Here is an 18,441-nt window from a genome sequence, read left to right on the forward strand (position 1 = left end):
GGATCGCGTCGTGTGGGGGCAACCCGGCCCGGCTAGCCTCGCCCCATGAGCCGACCGCCCTTCCTGACGCTGCCCGAGAACGCCACCGCGTACCCCCTGGAGACGGCCCGCGGCGTCTTCGCCGTGCTGGACGCCGTCCCGCCGGCCGGCACGCCGCGGCGCGGCACCGCGCTGCTGGTGCCCGGGTTCACCGGTAGCAAGGAGGACTTCCTCGCGCTGCTGGAACCGCTCGCCGCCGCCGGCTACCGCACGGTCGCCGTGGACGGCCGGGGCCAGCACCAGTCGCCCGGCCCGCGGGACGAGGCGGCGTACGCACAGGCCGAGCTGGCCGCCGACGTGGTCGCTCAGACCGCCGCGCTGGCCACCGCGGCCGGCGAGCCGGTGCACCTGCTGGGGCACTCGATGGGCGGCCTGGTCGTCCGCGCCGCCGTCCTGGCCGCGCACGACGAGGGCGCCGCCCTGCCCTGGGCGTCCCTCACCCTCATGAGCTCCGGCCCGGCCGCCATCGAAGCCGCGCAGCAGGCCCGTACGAAGCTGCTGGTGGAGGCCCTGTCGGCGATGGACATGGAGAGCGTGTGGCACGCGATGCGCGAGCTGGACGCCGAGGACCTCGAGGGCACGGCGAACGCCGCGGGCGCGGTCGAGGAGTTCCTGCACCGCCGCTGGCTGGCGACGGTGCCCGAGCAGCTGATCGTCACCGGCCGGCAGCTGATCGACGAGCCGGACCGGGTGGCGGAGCTGGCGCCGGTGCCGCTGCCGAAGCTGGTGCTCTCGGGCGCGGTGGACTACGCGTGGCCCGTCCCGTGGCTGGACGCGATGGCCGAGCGCCTCGGGGCGCGCCGGGTGGTCGTCGAGGGGGCCGAGCACTCCCCCAACGCCGAGCGGCCGGCCCCCACCGCGCGGGCCCTCGCCGGCTTCTGGGGCGGTGCCGGTCCCGGGGCCTGAGAGCGCCCGAAGGGGCCCTGCGGGACCTACAGGCGCGCCTGCAGGTGCTCCCAGAAGCCGTCGCGCAGCACGCGCCGCAGATCGGCGTGGCCGCGCAGCGAGATGTTGAGCATGCCCTCGGCCTCGACGAGGAGCTCCTGGTCGAAGGCGGGCGGCAGGTACGGGTGGCCGGGCAGCAGCTCGGCCAGGGAGTCGCGGCCTCGGGTCGCCAGCCACTGCGAGGCGACCCGGGCCCCGACGAAGTGCACGTCCTCGCGGCTCGGGATGGGCCCGGTGGGGATCGGTGCGTCGCCGTAGACGGGGGTGGTGCGCCGGGTGATGTACGACTTGCAGAAGTCCAGGTCGAGGGTGCGCAGGCTGTCGACCTCCCACAGCAGTGGGTCGGCCTGGTTGCGGCCGTCGGCGGCCTCGATGCCCCACAGGTGGACGCGGGCGCCGTAGCCCTGGGCGGCCTCGACCGCGGACACCAGGTCCTCGTCGCCGCCGATGAGGACGGCGTCGCTGATGGCGCGGTGCCGGGCCAGTGACTCCAGGTCGCTGCGGATCAGGGAGTCGACGCCCTTCTGCTGGCGGCTGGCGTTGAGGTTGCCGAGCCGGACCTTGACGTCGGGGAGCTCGGCGATGCGTTCCTGTTCTGCGGTGTGGATGCGGCGGCGGGCCCCGTCGTACCAGTAGACCCGCAGCAGGCGGCTGTCGGCGAAGAGGGTGCGGGCCCGGTCGATGAAGGCCTCGATGATGCCCTCGGCGTCGAGTTCGAAGGCCCTTCGGTCCTCGGTGCCCGCGACGAGCCGACCGGCCGCGGCGTACACGTATCCGGCGTCCACGAACACGGCGTGGGTCGCCGGGGTCGTGGCGACCTCGGCGAGCACCCGCTGCAGGAGCTCGTTCGTGCGCTCGATGCCGGCGGCGATGGCGGAAAGGGCGTCGTCGTTCATAGAGATCACATTGTCCGGCGCTTCCGTCCGCACACACAACCGGAACCAGGACCGCCGGTACCGGTGGCTACCCGCCGGTAGATGCGTGGGAAAAATTTTCTTTAGGACAGGGAAGGTTTTCGCAGGGGCAACTGTTGTTGATACATGAATGACCCCGGCAGGTAACGGCTGCGAAGCAGCCCCGTACTCCAATGGAGGAGTGCCCGGACGCGAAGGGAGAAGCCGTGAACACCATGCGCTTCGAGATCATGCGCCTCAACGACCAGGACGGCCGCGCCGTCGACTGCACGGTCGTGGACGCCGCCTCCGTCGACCAGATCGTCCAGCAGGCCGCCGCGATCGGCCAGCGCATCTACATCCGCCCCGCTCAGTAAGGCTCCGTCACCCCGGCGCGGCCGCACGGCCGTACGCCATGAACGCGAAGGGCCCCGTACACCACGGTACGGGGCCCTTGTCGCGTCCGGATTCCGCCGACGGTCCGTCAGCCCTCGCCGCGGATGAAGCCGAAGACCCCGTTGGCGACCTGCTGCACCGCGATCGCCGAGAGCAGCATGCCGGAGAGCCGGGTGACCAGCACCACACCGCCGTCCTTGATCAGACGGATGATCACCAGCGAGTAACGCATCGTCAGCCAGAGCACCACGTGCATCGCGGCGATGGCGATCCACACCGACAGCTGCTGCCCGAGCCCGTGCGCGCGCTGCACCGCGAGGATCACCGTGACGATCGCGCCCGGTCCGGCGAGCAGGGGCATGCCCAGCGGCACCAGCGCGACGTTGACGTCCTTGGTCTGGGTGGGCTCGTCCGCCTTGCCGGTGAGCAGGTCGAGGGCGATGAGCAGCAGCAGCAGACCTCCGGCGATCATCAGGGCCGGCACCGAGACGTGCAGGTAGTCGAGGATCTGCTGGCCGCAGATGCCGAAGACGGTGATGACGCCCAGCGCGACGGTGGCGGCCTGCCAGGCCATGCGGCGCTGGACCTTGGCCGCGCGGCCGGAGGTGAGGGCGAGGAAGATCGGGGTGATCCCGGGCGGGTCCATGATCACGAAGAGTGTGACGAAGACCGAGCCGAACAGGGTGAGGGAGAAGAGATCCATGGGCCTAGCGGTGGTGCGGGTGACAGGGGCAGGGGGGCAGAAGGTCGTAACGTCAGGGGATCACGGGGTGATGGGCGCCGCGCCGGTGGCCCGGCGGACGATCTCCCGGTAGACCTCGGGGTCGGTGGTGTACTCGCCGAGCCGGACGGTCTTGCGGGTGCCGTGGTAGTCGCTGGACCCGGTGGTGAGCAGTCCCAGCTCCGCGGCGAGGGCGCGCAGATGGGCGCGGGTGGGCTCGTCGTGGTCCATGTGGTCCACCTCGATGCCGTCCAGCCCGGCCGCGGCCAGGTCGTGGATGACGCTCTCGGGCACGCAGGTGCCGCGCTTGACGGCGGCGGGATGGGCGAAGACCGTCACCCCGCCCGCGTTCCTCACGAGCCGGACCGCCTCGAAGGGGTCGAGTTCGTGCTTCCCGACGTAGGCGCGGCCGCCCGGCCCGATCCACTCGGGTGTGAACGCCTCGGCGATGCTGTCCACCAGCCCCGCCTCGATCAGCGCCTGGGCGATGTGCGGCCGGCCCACGGCACCGTCGCCGGCGATCTCGGCCACGCGGTCCCAGGTCACCGGCACACCGCTCTCGCGGAGCCGGGCGACCATGGCCCGCGCGCGGGGCAGCCGGTCGTCGCGTACGAGCTCGCGCTCCCGGTGGAGCTCCGGTTCCTGCGGGTCGAAGAGGTAGGCGAGCATGTGCAGGCTCACCCCGTCGATGCGGCAGGAGAGTTCGGCGCCGGTGACCAGGACGGGGGCCGCGGCGCCCGCGGCACGCAGTTCGGCCAGCGCCTTCTCGGCCTCGGCGTAGCCGCCGACCGTGTCGTGGTCGGTGAGGGCGACGACGTCCAGCCCGGCCGCGCCCGCGGCGCGCACCAGCTCCGCGGGGGTGTCCGTGCCGTCGGAGGCGGTGGAGTGGGCGTGCAGGTCGATTCGCACTCAGGTCACTCCAGGCGCTCGGTGCTCGGACGGATTCAGGGGTTGCGATTACCAGGATAACTGCCCGGCCAACCTCTGAATCTCAGGAGAGCAAGCGAGGGGAGAGCGCCCCGCACGGTACGAGATCGACTTCGGCGCCGGCCTCGCGGAGATCGGTCAGTATCAGCTCGTCGTACATGAGCAGGCCCGACTCCTCCGGCCACACGATCGCCCACAGCCAGAGCCCGAACGACTCCCCCGCGAAGACCGCGCGGTCCGGTGGTGTCCCGTTCACGTGCCACAGGCCGGTCGGCCTCCCGGCCGCGATCACCTTGGCGGCCGGCGGCTTGCCGAGGCACATCGCCGGTCCGGGGTCCGGCCCCGGGATCCCGGCGAACCTCGCCCCGAGCCCGACCCCGAGCTCCTCCGCCACCAGCACCATCTCGCCCTGCCCGCCGAGCGGCCCCGGACCCGAGCACGCCACCGCCGTGGCCCGTCCGCCGCTGCGGTCGTCCCCCGCGGACGCGACCCCGGTGAACAGCCAGCCGACGGGCAGCGGCCAGGGCATCCACACCGGGACGCGCGACCGGCTCACGACCACGCCGAGGGCTTCCACACTCGGCGGCACGACAGGCTGCAACGGGTACACGGCGCCGTGCTCGTCGCACTGCCAGGAGTCGGCGAAGAGCCCGGGCGCTCGGACCCGGCCACCGCACTTCGGGCAACTGGGTTCGCCCCTCATAACGCCCCACGGTCCTCCGGCGGCGTGCCCGCGTCAAGGACGATCACCCGTCCGGGTTCGGCGCGTGGCGCCGTCGTACGGCACACCTCCCCCACCGGCCACTCCCAGCCCGGCGGAGGGTCCGCCGGGCCCGCCTGAGGGGGTGTCACGGACCTTTGGGGCTCAGTCCGTCAGCGCGACCGCCGCGCGCAGGGGGTCACGCAGGTCGGTCCCGGCCTGCAGCCAGCGCTCCTGGAGCGCCCCGGCACCCCGCACCCGCTTCCAGGCGGCCTCGTTGGCCGTCATCGGCAGCAGCGGGAAGAAGCGGACCGGGTCCATCGGGTCGTCGAGTTCCAGGTCCTCCACGAGACCGCCGGGCTCGGCGACCAGGACGGCCGAGAACGCCGCCCCGGGCCACAGCGGTTCGCCCACGTCCAGCGAGTTCCCCGGTGTGACGACGACGCCCTCGACCTGAGGACTGGCGGCCAGCACGGCGAGCGGCCGCAGGACCTTGTCGGTGTCGGCGCCGCGCCCGCCGCGAAGGGTGAGCACGAGTTCCGCGCGCGGACCGCGCACGGGGTCCGCGACGACGGTGACGGGGTCGTTCATCGGCGCGCGCGACATGCCGAGGGTCACGTAGCGCAGCAGCTCACCGTCGCGGAAGCGCAGGACCTCGATCCGCTCGGTGCCCAGGAAGGTGACCGCGGCGCGGGCGTCCGGTTCGCCGAAGGCCATGCGCAGCCGCGTCTCCACCAACCCCAGTACGTCGACCATGGAGTGAGCATAGAGCGCGTATGGAACGTGCAAAGCCGCGGCTTCGCTCCAGGGCCGCCTGATAAGGTGGGCCGTCGGCTACGCCCCTTGAGGCGTACACGTCTTCCCCCAGCGGGGATCGGCCGGAGGAGGTGGGGCTGCAATGGATCCTAGTCGACCGTGCAGTACCGGCAGCTCTTCCGCCCGGCAACCCTCCTGATCCCCAGCGTTCCGTACCCGGTCGTCCGGGCGTGAAACCAAAGAACCACGGAACCGCCGGGGAACCCCGGAAATTTCCGCGAGCGCGATCGCGTGACATCACCGCGTGCCCGCTCCCGAGACCTGTCCGGGTCACCCTGCCGCTTCCGGAAGAGCTCCCTGAACTGCGCAGTGATCAACGGTGATCACCCCTGCCCTGATCCGCATTTCAGCCCGGCCAGTCCGTGAAGGAGCTTGCCATGTCGATGATCCGCGACCTGCGCGCAGTCGTCCGCCCCGCCCTGCGCAAGAGCAGCACGTCATACGACTACGGCCCGGACCGCTCCCGCACCTCGTCGGCCATGCCCAGCTCGGTCGTGGACTGCGCCGTCTACCGGGACGGGCGCCGAGGCAGCGACCACATCTCGCCGCGCGAGGCCCTGGAGAAGGTGTGCGGCGGCGACGAGGGCTTCGTCTGGATCGGCCTGCACGAGCCGTCGGAGCGGGAGTTCGCGGAGATCGCCGAGGTGTTCGGGCTGCACCCGCTGGCCGTGGAGGACGCCGTCCACGCCCACCAGCGGCCCAAGCTGGAGCGTTACGACGACACGCTCTTCATGGTCTTCAAGACCATCCGCTACGTCGAGCACGCCGAACTCACCGCCACCAGCGAGGTGGTGGAGAGCGGCGAGGTGATGGTCTTCACCGGCCGGCACTTCGTCATCACCGTCCGGCACGGCGGCCACGGCTCGCTGCGCGCCCTGCGGCACCGTCTCGAGGACGACCCCGAGCTGCTCGCCAAGGGCCCCTCCGCGGTGCTGCACGCCATCGCCGACCAGGTCGTCGACGACTACCTGGCCGTCAGCGAGGCCGTCCAGGACGACATCGACGAGGTGGAGATCGACGTCTTCTCCGCCCAGGGCAAGTCCCCGCGTGCCACCGACGCCGGGCGCATCTACCAGCTCAAGCGCGAGGTGCTGGAGTTCAAGCGGGCGGTCTCCCCGCTGCTGCGCCCGATGCAGATGCTCAGCGAGCGGCCGATGCGCGTGGTGGACCCGGAGATCCAGAAGTACTTCCGGGACGTCGCCGACCACGTCGCCCGCGTCCACGAGATGGTCGTCGGCTTCGACGACCTGCTCAACTCGATCCTTCAGGCCAACCTCGCCCAGGCGGCCGTCGCGCAGAACGAGGACATGCGCAAGATCACCTCGTGGGCGGCGATCATCGCCGTCCCGACCATGATCTGCGGTGTCTACGGGATGAACTTCGACTACATGCCCGAGCTGCGCTGGAGGTTCGGCTACCCGATGGTGCTGGTCGCCATCGGCGGGATCTGCTTCGCCATCCACCGCATCCTGCGCCGCAACGGCTGGCTGTAGGGCAGGCCCTAACCGGCCTTCCTGCGGTCCGCCAGGATCACCAGGGCCAGTCCGGCGAGGATCACCAGGAGCGCCGGGTAGGCCGCCGCGGGCGGGGTCTGGCCCAGCCAGATTGCCGCCACCAGGGCGGCGCCCGGCGTCTCCAGCAGGATCGCGGTGGACGTGGTCGACGCCCCGAGCCCGCGCACCACACGGTTGAGCAGGCTGTGGCCGAGCAGCTGCGCGGCCACGGTCAGGGCGATGAGCTTGGCCCAGGTGCCGCCGTCGTAACCGCCGAGCGCCGAGCCCGAGGCCAGGCAGACGGCCAGCAGGGCCACGGCCGTGGTGGAGTAGCAGACATAGGTGTACGCGGTCGTGCTGACGGTCCGTCGCACCTCCGCGCCGAGCAGGACGTAACCGGCCGCCGCGATGCCACCGCCCAGCGCCAGCGCGTCCCCGGCCAGGGCGCGCGGCGACATCGACAGGTCGACGCCGGTCAGCAGCACCACGCCGGCGACCGCGAGCGCCGAGCCCAGCCACACCATCCGGGGCGGGCGGTGACCGCGCATCAGCAGGAACAGGGTGGTCCACACCGGCGTGGTCGTGCCGAGCGCCGTGGAGGACGCCACCGAGGTCATGGTGAGGCTCGGCAGCCACAGCCCGAAGTGCAGCGCCAGCACCAGACCGGAGGCGACCGAGAGCCCGAGGGCCCGCCGGCCCATCCCCAGCAGCTCCCGCCGGTGCCGCAGCCAGGCGAAGGGGCTGAGCACCCCGACGGCCAGGGCGTTCCGCCAGAAGGCGATGGCCAGCGCGGGCGCGGCGGTCGCGGCGATCAGCGGCGCGGACAGGGAGACACCGGCGATGGCGACCGCCAGGAGCGCGAAGTCCAGGGGCGCCTTCCCGTGCGGGGCCGCGCCGGACTCGGCGTCCGCCGCCTTCGGTACGGCGGGCGTGGTTCTGGCGGGCGGCGCGGCGGACACGCGGGGTCTCCTCGGGCGGGGCGGGACGGTGACCCCCTTAGCGTAAGGCCCGTCCGGGCCCCGAGCTCCTGTCGTCTCAGCATGTGTGCGGAACCACGGCGGCGCCCGGCGCGGGCCACGCCATAGGGTGGGGCGCATGACGGACACCGTGACGCAGCCGCAGCTGGACCAGGCCCTGATCGAGGAGGCCGTGAAGAAGTCCGGCCTGCTCTGGGCCGACGGTCAGGCCCTGTGGCACGCCTGGGTCGACGGTGCCGTGGTGGTCGTCGGCGGCGGCCCCGGCGAGCAGCCGCTGCCCGGCCCGGGACTCACCGACGGCGGCGCCGCCACGGTCACCGTCCGCAGCAAGGACAAGGGCGGCCGGCTGGTCGTCTTCCCCGCCCGGGTCACCGAACTGCGCCCGGACGGCGAGGCGTGGACGGCCGCGGTGGAGGAGCTCAAGGGCAAGCGGCTCAACGCGCCGGACGCCGCGACGATGACCCACCGCTGGGCCCGCGAGTGCCGCGTGCTGCGGCTGGAGCCCGCCGGCGACCTCCTGGAACGCCCCGGCGCGATGCCGGACGGCCGCGGCGCGGCGGCCCCGGTGCCGACGGCCGCGATCACCCGCCGCCCCATCCCGGCGGGCCTGCCGAAGCTGCTGCTGCGGCGCCGCAAGAAGGCCTGAGCCCCGTGGCCTACTGGGTGACGGCCTTGCCGTAGTCGACGACGTCGTCCTCGTCCGGAGCGCGCAGCGTGAAGTCCTTGCCCCAGTCGTCCATGGTCAGCGTGCCGGCGCCGCCCCCGCGTTCGTAGCGCAGCGGGTACGGCCTGCCCTCCAGGGACACGTCGATCGTGCCCCCGTCGCCGCCGTCCGCGGAGACGGCGATGGTACGGACGCCGTCGACCGTGCGGTGGTCCCCGACGGTGAGCGCGCCGCGCAGCACGAACAGGCCCTCCAGCAGCACCTCCTTGTCGGTGAAGCCGCTGAACTGGTCGTACGCGGGGTCCGCGGCGGGCACCTTGACGTACTTGTTCTTGAGCTTGGCGCCGACCTGGTCGCCGTAGAAACCGGCGCCCGCCTTGAGGTAGAGGTCGTCGCCCACCCGCAGCAGTTCGAAGGTGCTGCCCTTGGAGGTGACCTCGCCCAGGCCGCCGTTGCCGCGCAGCCGCATGTCGAGCGTGTACGTGAGGCCCCTGCTGACGACGGTACCGGTCAGCCGTACGGTGTCGGCCGCGTCGGCGGCGGCGCGGGCGCGCTTCTCGATGGTCCCGGCCGGCAGCTTGCCGACCCCGTTGGTCCCCGCGTCCGGATCGCCGGCGCACCCTGTCGCTCCGGCGAGTAGGAGGGCCGCGCCCAGAAGGCTCACGAGGACGGACGACCTGCGGCCGAGGATCACGTGTTCTCTTCCTCCTGCGGTGGAACGCGCCCCGTCACACGAGGGGAGCGGCGAAGCGGAGCCGAAGCCACCGCAGCGTACCGCTGGCCGGGTGAACCGCTGTGAACGCCGTGCGAAGCCCCCGTGGAGCATTACCGCGCGCCCTGCCCGCGGGTGCGGCGTTAGCCTGGCGGCATGCCAGCGGGAACCTCCCGGGTCTTCGTCTCGCACCTGTCCGGGGTGCGGGTCTTCGATCCCAACGGCGACCAGGTCGGCCGGGTCCGGGACGTGGTCGTGATGCTGCGGGTCGGGGGCCGGCCGCCGCGTGTGCTGGGTCTGGTGGTGGAGGTCGTCAGCCGGCGCCGGATCTTCCTGCCGATCACGCGGGTGACGGGCGTGGAGTCCGGTCAGGTGATCACCACGGGTGTCGTCAACATGCAGCGCTTCGAACAGCGCCCGACCGAGACCCTGGTCCTCGGCGAGCTGCTCGACCAGCGGGTGACGCTGGTCGAGACCGGCGAGGACGTGACCGTGCTGGACGTGTCCATGGTGCGGCTGGCCGCACGCCGCGACTGGGAGATCGACAAGGCCTTCGTGCGCCGCGGCAAGGGCGGCCCGCTGCGGCGCAGCGGGGAGACGCTGACCGTGGTGTGGTCCGCGGTCACCGGCTTCTCGCTGGACGAGCACGCGCAGGGCGCGGAGGCGCTGCTCGCCACTTTCGACCAGCTGCGCGCCGCCGACCTGGCGAACGTCCTGCACCACCTGTCGCCCAAGCGCCGCGCCGAGGTCGCCGCCGCCCTCGACGACGGCCGCCTCGCCGACGTCCTGGAGGAGCTGCCGGACGACGACCAGGTGGAGATCCTCGGCAAGCTCGAGCAGGAGCGGGCCGCCGACGTGCTGGAGGCGATGGACCCGGACGACGCCGCCGACCTGCTGGCCGAGCTGCCCGTGGAGGAGCAGGAGCGGCTGCTCGGGCTGATGGAGCCGCACGAGGCGGCCGACATGCGGCGGCTGATGTCGTACGAGGAGCGCACCGCCGGCGGTCTGATGACCACCGAGCCGATCGTGCTGCGCCCCGACGCCACCGTCGCCGACGCCCTGGCGCGGGTCCGCAACCCGGACCTGTCCCCCGCGCTCGCCGCCCAGGTGTACGTCTGCCGGCCGCCGGACGAGACCCCGACCGGCAAGTACCTGGGCACGGTGCACTTCCAGCGGCTGCTGCGCGACCCCCCGTTCACCCTGGTCAGCGCGCTCCTCGACAGCGACCTGCAGCCACTGGCGCCGGACACCCCGCTGCCGGCGGTCACCAGCTTCCTCGCCACGTACAACATGGTGTCCGTGCCGGTCGTCGACGACAGCGGCTCGCTGCTGGGCGCCGTCACCGTCGACGACGTCCTGGACCACCTGCTGCCGGAGGACTGGCGCGAGACGGAGTTGCACGAGGCGGAGCTCAACGAGGCGGAGCTCAACGAGGCGGAGCTCAACGAGGCGGACCAGTGAGCGACGAGCGCCCCCGCATCCGCCTCGACCAGCCGCGGGTGCGGCGGATCAGCCTGCTGCCCTCCTACGACCCGGAGGCCTTCGGGCGGCTGTCGGAGAAGATCGCCCGCTTCCTGGGGACCGGCCGCTTCATCGTCTGGATGACGGTGGTGATCATCGCGTGGGTCGCGTGGAACGCGCTGGCGCCGCGCCATCTGCGCTGGGACTCGTACCCCTTCATCTTCCTCACCCTGATGCTGTCGCTGCAGGCCTCCTACGCCGCCCCGCTGATCCTGCTGGCTCAGAACCGGCAGGACGACCGCGACCGGGTCAACCTGGAGCAGGACCGCAAGGCGAACGACCGCAGCATCGCCGACACCGAGTACCTGACCCGCGAGGTGGCCGCGCTGCGGCTGGGCCTGGGGGAGGTCGCCACGCGCGACTGGATCCGCTCGGAACTGCAGGACCTGCTGAAGGACATCGAGGAGCGGCAGCGGGCCGAGGCGGAGTGAGCCCCGGGGACTCGGCCAGGGCGGTGTGAACCCGCCCACCGGGGGTCCTGCGGGCACGGTGCGGGACGTACCATCGACGCATGGCTACCGATGCGTACGGCTCCTCCCCCTCGCCCGACGCGGTGCGCGCCGCGCTCGCGACGGTGAACGACCCCGAGATCCACAAGCCGATCACCGACCTGGGCATGGTCAAATCGGTCGACATCGCGGACGACGGCGCCGTGCGGGTCGGCGTGTACCTGACGGTTTCGGGCTGCCCGCTGCGGGACACCATCACCAACCTGGTGACCACCGCCGTCGCGAAGGTCCCCGGGGTCACCGGGGTGAGCGTCGAGCTGGACGTGATGAGCGACGAGCAGCGCCGGGAGCTGACCACCTCGCTGCGCGGCGGCCAGGCGGAGCGGGAGATCCCGTTCGCCAAGCCCGGTTCGCTGACCCGGGTGTACGCGGTCGCCTCCGGCAAGGGCGGCGTCGGCAAGTCCTCGGTGACGGTGAACCTGGCCGCCGCGATGGCCGCCGACGGCCTGAAGGTCGGTGTCGTCGACGCCGACATCTACGGTCACAGCGTGCCGCGGATGCTGGGCGCGGACGGCCGTCCGACCCAGGTCGAGAACATGATCATGCCGCCCTCGGCCAACGGCGTGAAGGTCATCTCCATCGGCATGTTCACCCCGGGCAACGCCCCGGTGGTGTGGCGCGGCCCGATGCTCCACCGCGCGCTGCAGCAGTTCCTCGCCGACGTGTACTGGGGAGACCTGGACGTGCTGCTGCTCGACCTGCCGCCCGGCACCGGCGACATCGCGATCTCCGTCGCTCAGCTCGTCCCGAACGCCGAGATCCTCGTGGTCACCACGCCCCAGCAGGCGGCGGCCGAGGTCGCCGAGCGCGCGGGCACCATCGCCGTGCAGACCCACCAGAAGATCGTCGGTGTCATCGAGAACATGTCCGGGCTGCCCTGCCCGCACTGCGGCGAGATGGTCGACGTCTTCGGCACCGGCGGCGGCGAGCGGGTCGCCGAGGGCCTGACCCGCACCACCGGCGCCACCGTGCCGGTGCTCGGCCAGATCCCCATCGACGTGCGGCTGCGCGAGGGCGGCGACGACGGCCGCCCGGTCGTCCTGACCGACCCGGAGTCCCCGGCCGGCTCGGCGCTGCGGGCCATCGCGGGCAAGCTCGGCGGGCGCCAGCGCGGCCTGGCCGGCCTGTCCCTCGGCATCACGCCGCGCAACAAGTTCTGATCCGGGCACGTCCGTCCGGCGGGCCGGACGGACGGACCCCGGGAACACCTCAGGGGCGCCTCCCATGCCGGGAGGCGCCCCTGAGCCGTCTCTCACGGCCGGTACGCGGTGATGTCCTTCACCTGGGCCAGGCCGAGGCCGTAGGCACTCATCCCGCGCCCGAAGGCACCCAGGTGCACCCCGCGCGCCGATCCGGCCATCACCCAGCCGTACTCCGACTCCCGGTAGTGGAAGGGCGTGGGGACGCCGTCCACCGGCAGGGTGAGCGCCGACCAGCCGGGGCTCTCGAGGCTGTCCGCGAGGTCCCAGGCGATGGCGGTCTGCTGGTCGAGCCAGTTCTGCCGCAGGTGCCGCTCCATCCGGGTGGGCCAGGTGCAGGACAGCAGCCCCGAGCCCGCCAGCCAGGCGGCCGTGGCGACCGAGGTCGCCTCCAGCACGCCGGTACCGTCCGAGCTGCGCCGGACCGGGCGCTCGGCGACGGTGACGACCACCACGAAGCGGCGGTTGTCGGGGGTGGGCTCGACCTTGACGGACGGCTCGTCGCCGTGGCCGGTGGAGCCGTGCTCGACCGTGCCGTCGGCGTTCAGCCCGACCGGGGCGAGCCAGCGCTCGCCGGTGAACGCCTCGTCCAGCCCGTACCAGGGGAAGTCGGCCTTGAGATAGCCGTCGGCCATACGATCCGCCGGATCAGCTGTGGTCTCCATGCGCGCGGCTCCTCCTCCATAAGGGCAAACAAAGGGAGAATAGCCACTCGCGCTGCGTGAACGGGGCAGGCCCCCGGATCAGGTGGCGTCGGAATCGAACGGCGGGGCCTCGCCGGGCGTCAGGCCGTCGCGCTTGCGCAGCCGGTCCGGGGTGCCCGAGGAGCCCGACGAACCCGAGCCGGCGCCGCTGTCGCGGCCGTGCACGGCGTCGGTGACCGCCGACATCTCCTCCTTGAAGTCGAATCCGTTGCGGATCTCCTTCAGGCCCAGCTCGTCGTTGTCCATCAGCTGCTTGCGGACGAAGTTCTTGGGGTGCAGGTCCTCGAACTCGAAGTCCTTGAACTCCGGGCCCAGCTCGCTGCGGATGTCGGCCTTGGCGCTGTCCGAGAACTCCCGCACCTTGCGGACGAACTGCATCACGTCCTTGATGACCTTGGGCAGCTTGTCGGGCCCGAACACGAGCACGGCAAGGATCACGAGCGCGACGACCTCCAGCGCGCCTATGTCTGAAAACACCGAGCAGCTCCTCGTGGTCCTCGGCCGGCGGACGGAATCCGGCCGATCTCACCGTACCTGCCCCAACCGTCTGCACGGGAGTAGGCAGGGTCAACAGTAGGCCGCGCCCCGGTAAATCCCGAATTCGCCTGGCTCAGCTCCCGCCGGCCGAGCCGAGGGTCAGCTCCACGGCGCGCTCCTTGCCGTCCCGCTTCACGGTCAGCTGCAGCGTGTCGCCGGGCCGGTGGGCGCGGATCCGCACGATCAGCTCCTCGCCGTTGTGCACCCGCTTGCCGTCGATGGCGGTGATCACGTCGCCCGGTTCGATGCCCGCCTTGGCGCCCGGGCCGTTGGGGGTCACCGAGTCCCCCTCGCCCTGGCCCTCGGGGCTGACCTGGGCGCCGTCCCCGGAGTACTGCAGGTTGATGCTGACGCCGATCACCGGGTGGGTGGCCTTGCCGTCGTTGATCAGCTGCTCGGCGACCCGCTTGGCCTGGTTGACGGGGATGGCGAAGCCGAGGCCGATGCTCCCGCCCTGGCTGCTGTTGCCGAAGGGGTCGGTGCCGCTGTCCGCCGAGCGGATGGCGCTGTTGATCCCGATGACCAGGCCCTTGGCGTCGACCAGCGGACCGCCGGAGTTGCCGGGGTTGATCGGGGCGTCGGTCTGGATGGCGTCGACGTAGCTGACGTCGCTGCTGTTGGTCTCCCCGCCGGCGGTGATCGGGCGCTGGGTGGCGCTGATGATGCCGGAGGTGACGGTGCCCTCCAGGCCGTACGGGGCACCGATGGCCACGACCGGGTCCCCGACCTGGGCGGCGTCGGAGTCGCCGAGGGTCAGCGGGTGGAGCCCCGTGACGCCGTTGACCTTGATGACCGCCAGGTCGTAGCCGGTGTCCCGGCCCACGATGGTGGCGGGCTTCACCTGGCCGCCGTTGAAGGTCACCGAGATGGTGCCGCCCTTGGCGACGCCCTCCACCACGTGGTTGTTGGTGAGGATGTGGCCCTCGCCGTCCAGCACGAAGCCGGTGCCGGTGCCCTCCCCGTCGTCGCCCTTGACGTGGATGTAGACGACGCCGGGCAGGACCTGGGCGGCGATGCCCGCGATGCTGTCCGGGGCCCGGGTGCCGGCCGACGCGGTGGCCTGCGGCAGGGTCACGTCCGGAGCGCCGCCGCTGTCGTGGACGTAGGCGCCCAGCGCCCCGCCGATGCCGCCGGCGATCAGGGTGACGGCGACCAGGGCGGCCGCCAGAGGGGCGCGCCGGCTGCCCGTCGCCCGGGGCGCGGACCGCTGCGGGCCGGTGGTGGCGCCCGGGGGCGCCCAGGGGTCGTAGCGCTGCCACTGGCCGACCGACAGCGGCGGCGGGGGCATGGGCGCGGGCGGGGGCGTGGGCGGGGGCGTGGGCGGGCCGCTGGGCGGCGGGGGGGTGGGGTGGTGCGGCGGGGCCGCGCCGGCGGGGTGCTGCACGGGGGGTGCGGGCGCCCAGGGGCCGGGCTCGCCGTACGGCGGGGTGTCGTACGGGTCCGGGGCGTGCCGGGGGGCCGCTCCGCCGGAGGGCCCGGCGGGTACCTCGGGCGCTTCCGGGGCGGGCCGGTCCTGCGGCTCAGGGGGAACCGGCGCGACCGTCTCCGGCCGGCTCCACCACTTCGGCCCTTCGGCCTTCCCCTCGTCCACGGTGCTCCCCTACGACGACCAGTCCTCCCTGGATTGAACCAGGAGTCGGCGCCGCCCGCAGCCGACCGCTCAGCGGGTCACGGGGAAGTGGCCGACCAGGGGGACGACCGAGTCGAGCGGAACGGGCACGACCGGGGAGGCCGCGGCGCCGCTCGTCGCGTCGGGAGAAGCGGACGGGGCCGCCGTCGACGGCGGGGCCAGGGCGGGTGCCGGGGTCACGCCCGGGACGGCGGACGCGGCCGGTGCGGCGATCGACTGCTCGTCGGCGGACAGACCCAGCGGCCGGGTCACGGTGCCGGGCCCGTGGCCGTCGGGCGCGCCGACGCCGTACGGGTGCATGCCGCCGGAGACGGGGTGCAGCAGGTCGCTGGTGGCGGTGCTCCACACGTCGGCGGCCGCACGGGCCGTCCCGCCGGTGAACGGTGTCGTGGGGGCACCCGCGCCGCTGCGGGAGAGCGGGGTGCCGCCGGCTCCGTCGACCGCCGCGTCCAGCGGCAGGGCGCCGCCCAGCGCGATGGCCGCCATGGACACCGCGCCGGCCGCGGCGAACGCGAAACGGCGCCGGCCGCGGACCGCCGTGACGGACGGGGCGGGGCCGACGGGCGCGACCGCGGCGCCGGAGCGGCCGCTCTCGTGGATCCGGAAGCCGCGGGACGCGGAGGCGGACAGGGGCAGCGAGAACTCCTCGCGCGCCTTGCCGAACAGGCCGCCGCCGAGGCGCTCACCGCCGAGGCTGGCCGTCTCCATCAGTCCGCCGTCGCCGAAGGGTCCTCCTCCGTCGTCGCCGTCACCCCCGGGCAACTCCTGGAGGCGGGCGAGCAGGCCCGCCGAGATGGCGGGCGGCGCGGTGGCGGCCACCACGTCCTTCATCCGGCGCTGCTCGTCGGCCGCGGCCTTGCAGTCGGCGCAGGTCGCCAGGTGGGCCAGCACCCGGTCGCGGGCGTCGTCGTGCAGCTCACCGTCGACGAAGGCGGCGAGATGGTCACCCAAGTGCTGGTCGGCACATGTGAGGTGCCGGCTGACACCGTTGCTCACGTGCTCCCGCCCTCCAGGGCCGGCCGGCCGGTGGCCAGGACGGGCGCACGGCCCGGACGGGCGGCCGGCGCGCGGTGCTCCAGCGCCTTGCGCAGATGCGAACGACCGCGGTGGATACGGCTGCGCACGGTGCCCAGCTTCACGCCGAGCGTCGCGGCGATCTCCTCGTAGGACAGCCCCTCGATGTCACAGAGAACGACGGCCGCGCGGAACTCCGGGGCGAGGGTGTCCAGCGCCTGCTGGATGTCCGCGTCGAAGTGGGTGTCGGCGAAGTGCTGCGCCGGGGACGGCTCGCGGCTCGGCAGCCGCTCGGCCGCGTCGTCGCCGAGGGCGTCGAAGCGGATGCGCTGCCGCCGGCGCACCATGTCGAGGAAGAGATTGGTGGTGATGCGGTGCAGCCAGCCCTCGAAGGTGCCGGGGGTGTACGTCGACAGCGAGCGGAAGACCCGGACGAAGACCTCCTGCGTGAGGTCCTCGGCGTCGTGCTGGTTGCCGGTGAGGCGGTACGCGAGGCGGTAGACCCGGGCGCTGTGCGTACTGACGATCTCCTCCCAGGAAGGGGGAGTCCACGCCTGGTTGTCCCGGTCGGTGGCGAAGGTCGCATTGGCGGCCACAGTCGCGGACTCGTCGGTGCGCGGACGGTCGTCAGCTGTATCGGTCACGGATTTCGGCTCGCCGGCCGCCCTGCGGAAGCGCGACAGCACTCCCCGGTGACCCGCCGCAGCCGCACCTCCCCTGTCGGCTCTGGTGGTGTCCAGTAGAGCCCCTACCATAGCCACCTCGCCCGTTAGCTCCGGATAAATGCCGGGCGCATCGCTCCCGGCTCCTGTCGTTCAGGTCCGTCGCAGGTACCAACGCGCGGTCCCATCTGCGGGTTCCCGACCGCAACGGATACAGTCGCCGGGCGGGCTGCAACCGTCAGGCGGACAGGAGAGGGCAATTACCGGCAACCGGCAGGCGAGCTGGGCGTTCGCGGACGCCTTCGTCGCCGAGGACGACGCGCTGATACGAGCCCGCGGGCGAGCTCGTGAGGCAGGCGTGCGCCCGGTCTCCCCCGGCACCGGCGCGGCGCTGCGGCTGCTGGCCGCCGCCACGGACGCCAAGGCGGTCGTGGAGATCGGCACCGGTGCCGGGGTCTCCGGCATCCACCTGCTGCACGGCATGCGCCCCGACGGGGTGCTGACCACCGTCGACACCGAGCCGGACCGCCAGCAGCTCGCCCGCACCGCCTACCGGGAGGCGGGGTTCGCGGGAAACCGCGCCCGCTTCATCCCCGGGCGGGCGCTGGACGTCCTCCCGCGGCTCGCCGACGGCGGCTACGACCTGGTGTTCTGCGACGGGGACCGGCTGGAGTACCCGGACTATCTGGGCGAATCGTTGCGCCTGCTGCGTCCCGGGGGGCTGGTGTGCTTCGAGGGGGCCTTCGCGCAGGGCCGCTCCATGGACGCCGCCCACTCCGAGCCGGAGGTCATCCGGCTGCGCGAGCTGATGCGGACGGTACGGGACAACGCGGCCCTCGCCCCCGTCCTGCTGCCGACCGACGACGGTCTGCTCTGCGCGGTACGGCGCGGCTGAGAATTCCCCCGCCCGGAATGCACCCGTTTCCGGAGCGACGCCCGAACGGACAAACAAGTGGGCCCCCGGCGCATGGCGCGCCAGGGGCCCAAGGCTTGGATTGGCCGGTTCAGGCGATGGCCTTCTTCAAAGCCTCGCCGAGTGCATCCGCCTCGTCCGGAGTCAGCTCGACGACAAGCCGTCCGCCGCCCTCGAGCGGAACGCGCATGATGATGCTCCGCCCCTCCTTGGTCACCTCGAGCGGGCCATCACCCGTCCGCGGCTTCATGGCCGCCATGCTCGTTCCCCTTCCTGAAACCAGCTCTTCGCACACGGTGGCCCAGGCGCCACCGGACTCGAACACATTGGTTCTCAGCCATTATCCCGCATCGGGTGACCCGATGACCAACATCGGTTCCCATCCGTTCGAGAACCCTGTCCCGCAAAACCGTCCATTTCGGTGATCGCACTCTCGGGCGCGTTTGACGGAGGTCACATGTCCGCACCC

The 18,441-nt window shown here is 72.6% G+C and carries 21 protein-coding genes; 8 read left to right on the forward strand and 13 right to left on the reverse strand.

Annotated elements, in window-relative coordinates; translation table 11 throughout:
* Positions 1-45 precede the first annotated feature (45 nt).
* Complete coding sequence (locus OIE69_RS15825) at positions 46-945, forward strand: alpha/beta fold hydrolase (protein ID WP_326572575.1); 900 nt, start codon at positions 46-48, stop codon at positions 943-945.
* A 26-nt stretch (positions 946-971) separates the two neighbouring features.
* On the opposite strand, the gene OIE69_RS15830 is transcribed toward OIE69_RS15825, so the two are convergent.
* Complete coding sequence (locus OIE69_RS15830; protein WP_089224105.1) at positions 972-1,880, reverse strand: NYN domain-containing protein; 909 nt, start codon at positions 1,878-1,880, stop codon at positions 972-974.
* Between the two features lie 224 nt (positions 1,881-2,104).
* On the opposite strand from OIE69_RS15830, the gene OIE69_RS15835 reads away from it, so the two are divergent.
* The gene (locus tag OIE69_RS15835; RefSeq protein ID WP_158689826.1) at positions 2,105-2,254 is read left to right on the forward strand and encodes a hypothetical protein; all 150 of its coding nucleotides are present in this window, start codon (positions 2,105-2,107) and stop codon (positions 2,252-2,254) included.
* A 107-nt stretch (positions 2,255-2,361) separates the two neighbouring features.
* Here OIE69_RS15835 and OIE69_RS15840 read toward each other — a convergent pair whose 3' ends face one another.
* The 4 genes from OIE69_RS15840 to OIE69_RS15855 all read right to left on the reverse strand — a co-directional run bounded on the left by OIE69_RS15840 (position 2,362) and on the right by OIE69_RS15855 (position 5,377).
* A complete protein-coding gene (locus tag OIE69_RS15840; RefSeq protein ID WP_326572576.1) occupies positions 2,362-2,976 on the reverse strand; it encodes a MarC family protein in 615 nt (204 codons plus the stop codon).
* Positions 2,977-3,036: 60 nt separating this feature from the next.
* Positions 3,037-3,903, reverse strand: coding sequence for a PHP domain-containing protein (locus OIE69_RS15845; protein ID WP_326572577.1), 867 nt, complete (start codon positions 3,901-3,903; stop codon positions 3,037-3,039).
* 82 nt (positions 3,904-3,985) lie between these two features.
* Complete coding sequence (locus OIE69_RS15850; RefSeq protein ID WP_026251441.1) at positions 3,986-4,624, reverse strand: DUF6758 family protein; 639 nt, start codon at positions 4,622-4,624, stop codon at positions 3,986-3,988.
* A 162-nt stretch (positions 4,625-4,786) separates the two neighbouring features.
* On the reverse strand, positions 4,787-5,377 hold the full coding sequence (locus OIE69_RS15855; protein ID WP_326572578.1) for a suppressor of fused domain protein: 591 nt from the start codon (positions 5,375-5,377) through the stop codon (positions 4,787-4,789).
* A gap of 437 nt (positions 5,378-5,814) precedes the next feature.
* On the opposite strand from OIE69_RS15855, the gene OIE69_RS15860 reads away from it, so the two are divergent.
* Entirely contained in the window at positions 5,815-6,930 is a 1,116-nt protein-coding gene (locus OIE69_RS15860) for a magnesium and cobalt transport protein CorA (RefSeq protein WP_326572579.1), read from the forward strand.
* A gap of 8 nt (positions 6,931-6,938) precedes the next feature.
* On the opposite strand, the gene OIE69_RS15865 is transcribed toward OIE69_RS15860, so the two are convergent.
* Positions 6,939-7,889 carry a DMT family transporter gene (locus OIE69_RS15865; RefSeq protein ID WP_326572580.1) on the reverse strand — a complete coding sequence of 317 codons (951 nt, stop codon included), beginning with the start codon at positions 7,887-7,889 and terminating at the stop codon, positions 6,939-6,941.
* Positions 7,890-8,025: 136 nt separating this feature from the next.
* Between OIE69_RS15865 and OIE69_RS15870 the strand changes: the two genes are divergently transcribed.
* Positions 8,026-8,553 (forward strand): hypothetical protein, encoded by a 528-nt coding sequence (locus OIE69_RS15870; protein WP_326572581.1) that lies wholly within the window; start codon positions 8,026-8,028, stop codon positions 8,551-8,553.
* 10 nt (positions 8,554-8,563) lie between these two features.
* Here the strand turns inward: OIE69_RS15870 and OIE69_RS15875 are convergent, their stop codons facing one another.
* On the reverse strand, positions 8,564-9,265 hold the full coding sequence (locus OIE69_RS15875) for a hypothetical protein (RefSeq protein WP_326572582.1): 702 nt from the start codon (positions 9,263-9,265) through the stop codon (positions 8,564-8,566).
* Positions 9,266-9,439: 174 nt separating this feature from the next.
* On the opposite strand from OIE69_RS15875, the gene OIE69_RS15880 reads away from it, so the two are divergent.
* From OIE69_RS15880 to OIE69_RS15890, 3 genes are all read left to right on the forward strand, one after another.
* On the forward strand, positions 9,440-10,744 hold the full coding sequence (locus OIE69_RS15880; RefSeq protein ID WP_326572583.1) for a magnesium transporter MgtE N-terminal domain-containing protein: 1,305 nt from the start codon (positions 9,440-9,442) through the stop codon (positions 10,742-10,744).
* Complete coding sequence (locus tag OIE69_RS15885) at positions 10,741-11,235, forward strand: DUF1003 domain-containing protein (RefSeq protein WP_326572584.1); 495 nt, start codon at positions 10,741-10,743, stop codon at positions 11,233-11,235. Before OIE69_RS15880 ends, OIE69_RS15885 begins: the two co-directional genes overlap by 4 nt.
* A gap of 80 nt (positions 11,236-11,315) precedes the next feature.
* Positions 11,316-12,473: an Mrp/NBP35 family ATP-binding protein gene (locus tag OIE69_RS15890; protein ID WP_326572585.1), complete on the forward strand. Its 1,158-nt coding sequence runs from the start codon at positions 11,316-11,318 to the stop codon at positions 12,471-12,473.
* A 92-nt stretch (positions 12,474-12,565) separates the two neighbouring features.
* Here OIE69_RS15890 and OIE69_RS15895 read toward each other — a convergent pair whose 3' ends face one another.
* The 5 genes from OIE69_RS15895 to sigE all read right to left on the reverse strand — a co-directional run bounded on the left by OIE69_RS15895 (position 12,566) and on the right by sigE (position 17,152).
* Positions 12,566-13,177, reverse strand: coding sequence for a hypothetical protein (locus OIE69_RS15895; protein WP_326572586.1), 612 nt, complete (start codon positions 13,175-13,177; stop codon positions 12,566-12,568).
* Between the two features lie 78 nt (positions 13,178-13,255).
* Positions 13,256-13,693 carry a sec-independent translocase gene (locus tag OIE69_RS15900; RefSeq protein ID WP_326572587.1) on the reverse strand — a complete coding sequence of 146 codons (438 nt, stop codon included), beginning with the start codon at positions 13,691-13,693 and terminating at the stop codon, positions 13,256-13,258.
* A 133-nt stretch (positions 13,694-13,826) separates the two neighbouring features.
* Positions 13,827-15,344: a S1C family serine protease gene (locus tag OIE69_RS15905; RefSeq protein ID WP_326572588.1), complete on the reverse strand. Its 1,518-nt coding sequence runs from the start codon at positions 15,342-15,344 to the stop codon at positions 13,827-13,829.
* A gap of 69 nt (positions 15,345-15,413) precedes the next feature.
* Positions 15,414-16,379: a zf-HC2 domain-containing protein gene (locus tag OIE69_RS15910; protein WP_326572589.1), complete on the reverse strand. Its 966-nt coding sequence runs from the start codon at positions 16,377-16,379 to the stop codon at positions 15,414-15,416.
* Positions 16,376-17,152 carry an RNA polymerase sigma factor SigE gene (sigE, locus tag OIE69_RS15915; RefSeq protein ID WP_026251437.1) on the reverse strand — a complete coding sequence of 259 codons (777 nt, stop codon included), beginning with the start codon at positions 17,150-17,152 and terminating at the stop codon, positions 16,376-16,378. Before sigE ends, OIE69_RS15910 begins: the two co-directional genes overlap by 4 nt.
* Before the next feature lie 136 nt (positions 17,153-17,288).
* Here sigE and OIE69_RS15920 point away from each other — a divergent pair, with 136 nt between their 5' ends.
* On the forward strand, positions 17,289-17,954 hold the full coding sequence (locus tag OIE69_RS15920) for an O-methyltransferase (RefSeq protein WP_026251436.1): 666 nt from the start codon (positions 17,289-17,291) through the stop codon (positions 17,952-17,954).
* Positions 17,955-18,063: 109 nt separating this feature from the next.
* Here OIE69_RS15920 and OIE69_RS15925 read toward each other — a convergent pair whose 3' ends face one another.
* On the reverse strand, positions 18,064-18,231 hold the full coding sequence (locus OIE69_RS15925; RefSeq protein ID WP_018561471.1) for a DUF3117 domain-containing protein: 168 nt from the start codon (positions 18,229-18,231) through the stop codon (positions 18,064-18,066).
* Positions 18,232-18,441: the final 210 nt, after the last annotated feature.

Origin of the sequence: Actinacidiphila glaucinigra, assembly GCF_035918135.1 — a bacterium.
In the GTDB taxonomy this organism is placed as follows: Bacteria; Actinomycetota; Actinomycetes; order Streptomycetales; family Streptomycetaceae; genus Actinacidiphila; species Actinacidiphila glaucinigra.

What these genes read in the sequence shown, in the direction of transcription:
- OIE69_RS15825 (WP_326572575.1), top strand. Translation starts at nt 46, where the DNA reads ATGAGCCGACCGCCCTTCCTGACGCTGCCCGAGAACGCCACCGCGTAC.
- OIE69_RS15830 (WP_089224105.1), bottom strand. Translation starts at nt 1,880, where the DNA reads ATGAACGACGACGCCCTTTCCGCCATCGCCGCCGGCATCGAGCGCACG.
- OIE69_RS15840 (WP_326572576.1), bottom strand. Translation starts at nt 2,976, where the DNA reads ATGGATCTCTTCTCCCTCACCCTGTTCGGCTCGGTCTTCGTCACACTC.
- OIE69_RS15850 (WP_026251441.1), bottom strand. Translation starts at nt 4,624, where the DNA reads ATGAGGGGCGAACCCAGTTGCCCGAAGTGCGGTGGCCGGGTCCGAGCG.
- OIE69_RS15855 (WP_326572578.1), bottom strand. Translation starts at nt 5,377, where the DNA reads ATGGTCGACGTACTGGGGTTGGTGGAGACGCGGCTGCGCATGGCCTTC.
- OIE69_RS15860 (WP_326572579.1), top strand. Translation starts at nt 5,815, where the DNA reads ATGTCGATGATCCGCGACCTGCGCGCAGTCGTCCGCCCCGCCCTGCGC.
- OIE69_RS15870 (WP_326572581.1), top strand. Translation starts at nt 8,026, where the DNA reads ATGACGGACACCGTGACGCAGCCGCAGCTGGACCAGGCCCTGATCGAG.
- OIE69_RS15880 (WP_326572583.1), top strand. Translation starts at nt 9,440, where the DNA reads ATGCCAGCGGGAACCTCCCGGGTCTTCGTCTCGCACCTGTCCGGGGTG.
- OIE69_RS15890 (WP_326572585.1), top strand. Translation starts at nt 11,316, where the DNA reads ATGGCTACCGATGCGTACGGCTCCTCCCCCTCGCCCGACGCGGTGCGC.
- OIE69_RS15895 (WP_326572586.1), bottom strand. Translation starts at nt 13,177, where the DNA reads ATGGAGACCACAGCTGATCCGGCGGATCGTATGGCCGACGGCTATCTC.
- sigE (WP_026251437.1), bottom strand. Translation starts at nt 17,152, where the DNA reads ATGGTAGGGGCTCTACTGGACACCACCAGAGCCGACAGGGGAGGTGCG.
- OIE69_RS15925 (WP_018561471.1), bottom strand. Translation starts at nt 18,231, where the DNA reads ATGGCGGCCATGAAGCCGCGGACGGGTGATGGCCCGCTCGAGGTGACC.